Origin of the sequence: Bifidobacterium sp. UTBIF-68 (assembly GCF_006408855.1) — a bacterium.
Classification (GTDB): domain Bacteria; phylum Actinomycetota; class Actinomycetes; order Actinomycetales; family Bifidobacteriaceae; genus Bifidobacterium; species Bifidobacterium reuteri.
In genome coordinates this window covers 55,737-61,861 of record NZ_JFAN01000021.1, presented here as the reverse complement: position 1 = coordinate 61,861, position 6,125 = coordinate 55,737, and the positions used below count along the sequence as shown (strand labels likewise).

At 57.7% G+C, this 6,125-nt stretch carries 2 protein-coding genes; both read right to left on the bottom strand.

What is annotated here, in order from left to right; genetic code table 11:
• Window positions 1-909: 909 nt before the first annotated feature.
• Entirely contained in the window at window positions 910-3,837 is a 2,928-nt protein-coding gene (locus tag BW14_RS06705) for a glycoside hydrolase family 3 protein (protein WP_140463812.1), read from the bottom strand.
• 824 nt (window positions 3,838-4,661) lie between these two features.
• A complete protein-coding gene (locus BW14_RS06700; RefSeq protein WP_044089282.1) occupies window positions 4,662-6,071 on the bottom strand; it encodes an MFS transporter in 1,410 nt (469 codons plus the stop codon).
• Between the last annotated feature and the right edge of the window lie 54 nt (window positions 6,072-6,125).

Here is a 6,125-nt window from a genome sequence, read left to right as displayed (position 1 = left end):
ACAAACCAGTCCGGAAACCAACCATCAGGAGGAAACCCGAACCGCTCAGCGGCAGCGAGTAGATAACTTACACGAACACAAGAACAAACGCAAACCGGCATGCGAGAACCATGCCCAAATCGTTGAAACGACGGCGTTACACCGGCGTGTCGAAAACAACGTCCCCGACCCCCGACACCGCCAATATACCGCCGCAAACAACCGAAAACCACCCAACAACCGCTCCCCACCGGCGTGTTCCCCAACAATTCACCCACACGCAAACCCGCCAACAACCAGCGCGACAACAACCAGCGCACCAAACGATTCATGCCACCATCCCCCAGAACCCTCCTTGCGGCAAACCCCCGCACAAGGAACCATAAGTTCGCGCAATCACACAGCACCCGCGAACATACGGTCCCTTACAGAGCCAAAACAGGCTGCAAGTTCGCGACACCATCGTCCAAACGCGAACAAACAGCCCCACGCAAAGCCAAAACAGACCACAAGCCCGCGGCACCCTCGCCAAAACGCGAACACACTGCTTCCCGAAGAACCAAAATAATTGAGTGATTCAGCTTTTTCTCTCCCCCAGTCAGCTCCGCTGACAGCCCCCTCATCAGAGGGAGCCGATACCACTCAAACAATTGCGAGACGGACCACTTGCGTCGCATATACGAAACGGCTCGCCCGAAGATGGGGCGAGCCGTTTCGTTATAGAGTCATCCAGTTGCAGCCAGAGGCCCGTTGGAGTACCCCATCGGGAGGAGTCACACGGATAGCGATGACTACCCCTCAGTCAGCGTCCCTGCCAGCTCCGCTGACAAGGGGAGCCAAAGTCCACGACGGACAACCGGAACACTCCGCCAGCCGTCTGGCTCCCCTGGCTGGGGGAGCCAGACGCGGCTTCGTCGATTCCGCAGCCGCTCAGACCTCAGCCGGAGCGTCGGCAGCCGGGGCTGCGATCGAGACGGTAGCCTGCTTGCGGCGCTTGAGGTACTTCTGGATGGTCAGGAACTCAAGACCGATCACAAGCACGGCGACCACGCCCCAAGTCACGTACATGGCGATCCTCCACATCGGTGTGTCGACCTCAGGCTCGCCGTTCTCGTACTGCCAGCCGTTGGCCACCGTGTAGAGGATGTTGTGGGCGGCAGTACGCATCGCCTTGACGGAGGTGGCGGACTTGTCGGTCACGTGGTTGGTGGTCACAGTGGTTGCAAGCATGGAATCGTTGCCGTTACGAATCTCCTGATCGGCATCCTGGTAGCCACGGCCACGGAAATAGTCGGTCAGTACGAAGCCCTGGAAGCCCCATTCGTTGCGCAGCACGGTGTTGAGCAGGTTATCGGAAGCAGCGGCATAAGTCGGGCCCACGTAATTGAACGCGCTCATCACAGCCTGAGCACCGCCCTCCTTGACGCTCATCTCGAACGGACGCAGGTAGGTTTCGCGCATGGCCTGCTCACTGACCCAGGTGGTCAGGGTCATCGTACGGTTAGTCTCCTGTTCGTTCAGGGCGAAGTGCTTCATGAAGGAGTACACACCCTGTTCGCGAGCGCCGGCAATCTGCTGGGCGGCCATCACGCCGGAGAGCAGGGAATCCTCGGAGAAGTACTCGAAGGTGCGGCCAGCGTAAGCGTTGCGGTGCAGGTTCATGGCCGGAGCATACCAGCCGGCCACATGCATATCGTGTGCCATCTGACCGATCATCTCGCCGAACTGCTTGGAGAGGGTGCGGTTCCACGTGCACGCGAATGCGGTGGAGGCCGGGAAGCCGATGGAGCCCACGCCAGTGAAGTTGTTGTTCAGGGAAGCCGGGCCGTCGGCGTCGGTCACTTGAATCTTACCCACGGAGGTCACGGCCGGGGTGCCGTAGCCGCCGTTAGCAATCAGGGAGTCCATGTCGTCGAAAGTCAGTTGATCGAGCAGCTGGTCCCACTGCGGATCATCATAGTCCTTGCCGTACAGGTCAGAGAGCTTCACGCCGTTCTTGGCACCGGTGGTCGGCATCTCATCGGAGTCATCGTTGTGCTCGGCAGGATCGTAATTGCCGTTATTGGTGTACTCGGACTTGATCTTGTCGGACATACTAAAGTCGCTCGGCGCCGCTGTAGCCTCCTCGTAGTTGGCAAAATGGTCGGCACGGGAGAGGTAGGTCACATCACCTTCAGCATTCTGGAACTGGTTGGTGGCCACAATCTTGTCGCCATCGTGGGTGTTGTCCTCAGTGTCATACGTGATGGTCTTCGGCACGTTCACGGTGACGGAGTCAATCACCGTGTGCGAGTCGGACTGCAACGAAATCTCGTAATCGCCCTGCTCCAGCACCCACGCCTTGGCGTCACGCTCGTCGTAGGAGGCCATATCGTCGTCATCAAACTCGATGGAGACGGTCTGAGACTCGCCCGGCTCCAGCAAGTCAGTCTTCTCAAATGCAGCCAGGTTCACAGACGCCTTTTCGATGCCGCCGTTGGTGTACGGCGGGTTGTAGTAGGTCTCCACCACATCCTTGCCGGCCACGTCACCGGTGTTCGTCACGGTCACGTCGAACGAGACCTTGCCGTCCGCGTAGGTCACGTCGCCCATCTTCTGGTCGAACGTGGTGTAGGACAGGCCGTAACCGAACGGGTACTGGATCAATTCGTCATAGTTAATCAGTCCTTCATCGGCAGCGGTTTCGTAGAACTTGTAACCCACGTAGATGCCTTCGGAGTAGTTCACGAAGGTCGGGGAAACGTGCAGCTTGCTACCAGTACGGTCATCAATCACCTCAACGGCCAAGTCATCTACATTGTCGTATGCGAAGTCGCCGAAGTTGTTGGTGGACGGATTCTTGTCGAGATTCTTCAGGAAGGTGTCGGAAGTCTTGCCGGACGGGTTCACATCACCGGCAAGCACTTCGCCGAGGGCGGAGAAGCCGGTCTGACCAGCGGGCGGGCACCACAGCACGGACTGAATCTGCGGGTAATTGTCTAGGAAGTCGAGCTGGAAGGTATTGGCTCCGTTGTAGACCAGCGTTACCTTATCAAAGTTCTTGGTGACCAGATCGAGCATATTGCGTTCGGTCTGGCTCAGCTGCAGGAATCCTTCGCCGTCCTTGAAATCCTCGTAATCTTTGGAGTTGTTCTCGTAGGTGATGCCTTCGGCCTTCATGTTCATCGGCAGATCGGCGCCCTCACCGCCGACGCGGGTGATGACCACCACAGCTTCATCGGAGAAGGATTTGGCATCGGCGATCAGGGAATCGGAATACTGATCGACCGGCACTTCCGGCAGGGTCCAGTCCTGAGCCCACATGCCGACCTCCGGGCGGTCAGTACGATAGTCCGTGTACAGCTTGGTCAGGTCGGCGTTGGTCTCAATGCCAGCTTCCTTCATACCGTCCAGCAGGGATACGGTCGGGTACTGATCGGACATGGAACCGGAGCCAGTGCCACCGTAGACCGGGCTGGTGGAGCCCCAGCCGAACACGTTGACCTTCTTGTTTTTCAACGGCAAGTTGTCGTTGTCATTCTTCAGCATGGTGATGGCTTCAGCCTGCACATCCTTGGCAAGTTTGTTTGCTGCGGCAACGGTGTCGTCGGACAGCATGTACTTGGTGATGGTGGCGTTGTTCAGCAGCGTGGCGAGTGGGCCGGAAAGCATCATGGACACAGCCACGACGATGCTCACAAGAGCCACGAGCCAGGACTCAGAATGAATGAGCTTGCGGTTGGCCACAGCCTTGACCGTCTTGTTGTTGACGGCAACGGTGATGATAATGGCCAGTACCAACAGGATGCCTACGGCCACCAGATAAGGGATCACCGAATTGATGACGCCCATAACGTCGGCCATGTTGATTTGCAGCATGGTTCTCCTCCTTGATTCTTACCTATTCGCGGCATCGCCTCGATACCGTTATCGAAGCGTTTCGCAGATCGACCAGGCACTGCCCTTGCGCCAGTGTCGTCCGCCGGGATGCCCGCATTGCTCGCCGTTGGGTCGCCGTGCAGGCACTCGTAAGATGCCGATGACTGTAGCATCGCAGATTCGCGGAGGCGGCGAACGCCGCTGCACCCATCCTGTCATTTCGCGCGCATAATCTGTTACCACATTCGCCGTTCGCGCGACGCATTACATGCGTAAACGGCGCTTTTCATTACGTGAACGGCGTATCCGGCCGCCGCACTGGGACGGCTGCGCCTTACCTCGCAACCCACCGTGTAGTGATTCGCCCACCGTGTAGGGAGTAAATTTTTACCTTCCGCGGAATAAAGCCATTTTGCATCCCTACACCGTGGGCTTTTCCCTACACCGTGCGGATATCCCTACACCGTGGGCCATTCCGCCGCCCGCCAAGCCGCAGCCCAGCAGCCCACAGCCCCTTTCTCATTCGCAAGTATCACTTCACGTCCACACCCGTACGGCTAGTGTCCGTCTCGTAATTGTCTGAGTGGTGTTGGCCCCCTCTGACGAGGGGGCTGTCAGCGAAGCTGACTGGGGGAGAGAAAAAGCCGAATCCCTCAATTACTACGAGACAGACCACCAGAACTGCAAAAGGGGCTTTGGTTGCCGAGATTCGTCTCGGCAACCAAAGCCCCTGTCTCCTGTACGAAGTCACTGTATGACATCTTGTCTCAATACAACATCAACACGTCAGACAAGATGCTACCGCAATCGATGCTATTCGCCGCTCACTGAGCGTGGCGCTCGGCGAGTTCGGCCTTAATCTGCGGCTCCATCTTCTCGTACTTGCGGTAGAGCAGCATGATTGCGCCCACGATAACATAGATAATGACCGGCAGCCAGATGAAGCAGAAGCTGATGGCACCGAGCGAGGATGCGGACTGCTTGGTGTTCGCCACATATCCGAAATGGTTCATGATCTGGAGCGGAATGAAAGCGCCCAGACCGGAGCCAACTTGGATGCAGAAGGCGGAGCCGAAGGCGGTCAGGAAGCCTGCAGCGTGGATACCAGTCTTCCATTCGCCATAATCCACGGTGTCTGCGAGCATGCCGAACGGCATACCGCAGGCGATGGCCGCACCCAGCACGCCAATGGTCCAGAAGATGACTGCAAGCGCCACACTATTGCCGGCGAGCGGCATGAGCGACTGCCCGATGATGCCGATGATCAGACCGATAATCATGGTGAGGGTCTTGTTCTTCGTGTACTTCACCAAGAACGGCATTGAGAGAGTGCCGATGAGACCGAGCACGTTCACGCCGTTGAACAGCGAGGTGAGGTTCTCATTGCCGAGCACGTACTTCGAGTAGTACACGGCCATGCCGCTGCGGGTAGAAGCGGCGATCCAGAAGATCACAAATGCCACAACCAAGATGATCCACGGCCAGTTTCCTTTGCAGGCTCGCAGTGAATCCTTGAACGGGATAGGCTTCTGCTGTTCGGGATGGTAGTTGTGCTCGTTGAGGTTCTTGAAGGAGAACAGGAGCAGAGCGACGGCAATCAGGCCGAAGATCGCCGTGACGATCATAAAACCGGCCTTGTCCCCACCACCGACGACCGTGCCGAAGAATCCGACCAGCGGGATGCAGAACGCGGAGGTGATGAACGAACCGATATTGCCGCCGGCCATACGGTAGGTGTTGGCGCTGATGCGTTCGGTTGGGTCGGAAGTCAGGTTCGGCAGGATGGCGGTAATCGGCGTCTGTATGCCGGTGTACACGGCACCAGCGGCCAGGATGTATGTGAACATGGCGTACCAGAACTTTGGAGCGCCATCCGGCAGGCTTGGCGCGGTGAACGCCAGCCAGACGGTGATAGCGAACGGCACAGCAAGCCACAGGAACCATGGGCGCGACTGCCCCCACTTGGTCTGCGTATGGTCGACGACCGAGCCCCAGAACACTGCGGCGATAGCGTCGGCGAAACGGGCAGCCAGCAGGATGACGCTGGCACCCCAGGCTCCGGATGCGGGGATACCGAACACATCCGTGTAGAAGTACATGATGTATGAGGAGATCGTCACGTACAGCAGGTTGCCTGCCATATCGGTGAAGGAATAGGCAATCTTCTCTTTGACAGTCAGTTTGGTGGACTGCACCGGCGCTATGGATGCCGGTGATGCAATATGTTCGCTCATGCATTACTCCATTGATGATTACTGATGGTTGTTGGTATTGCGATGATGCCTCGC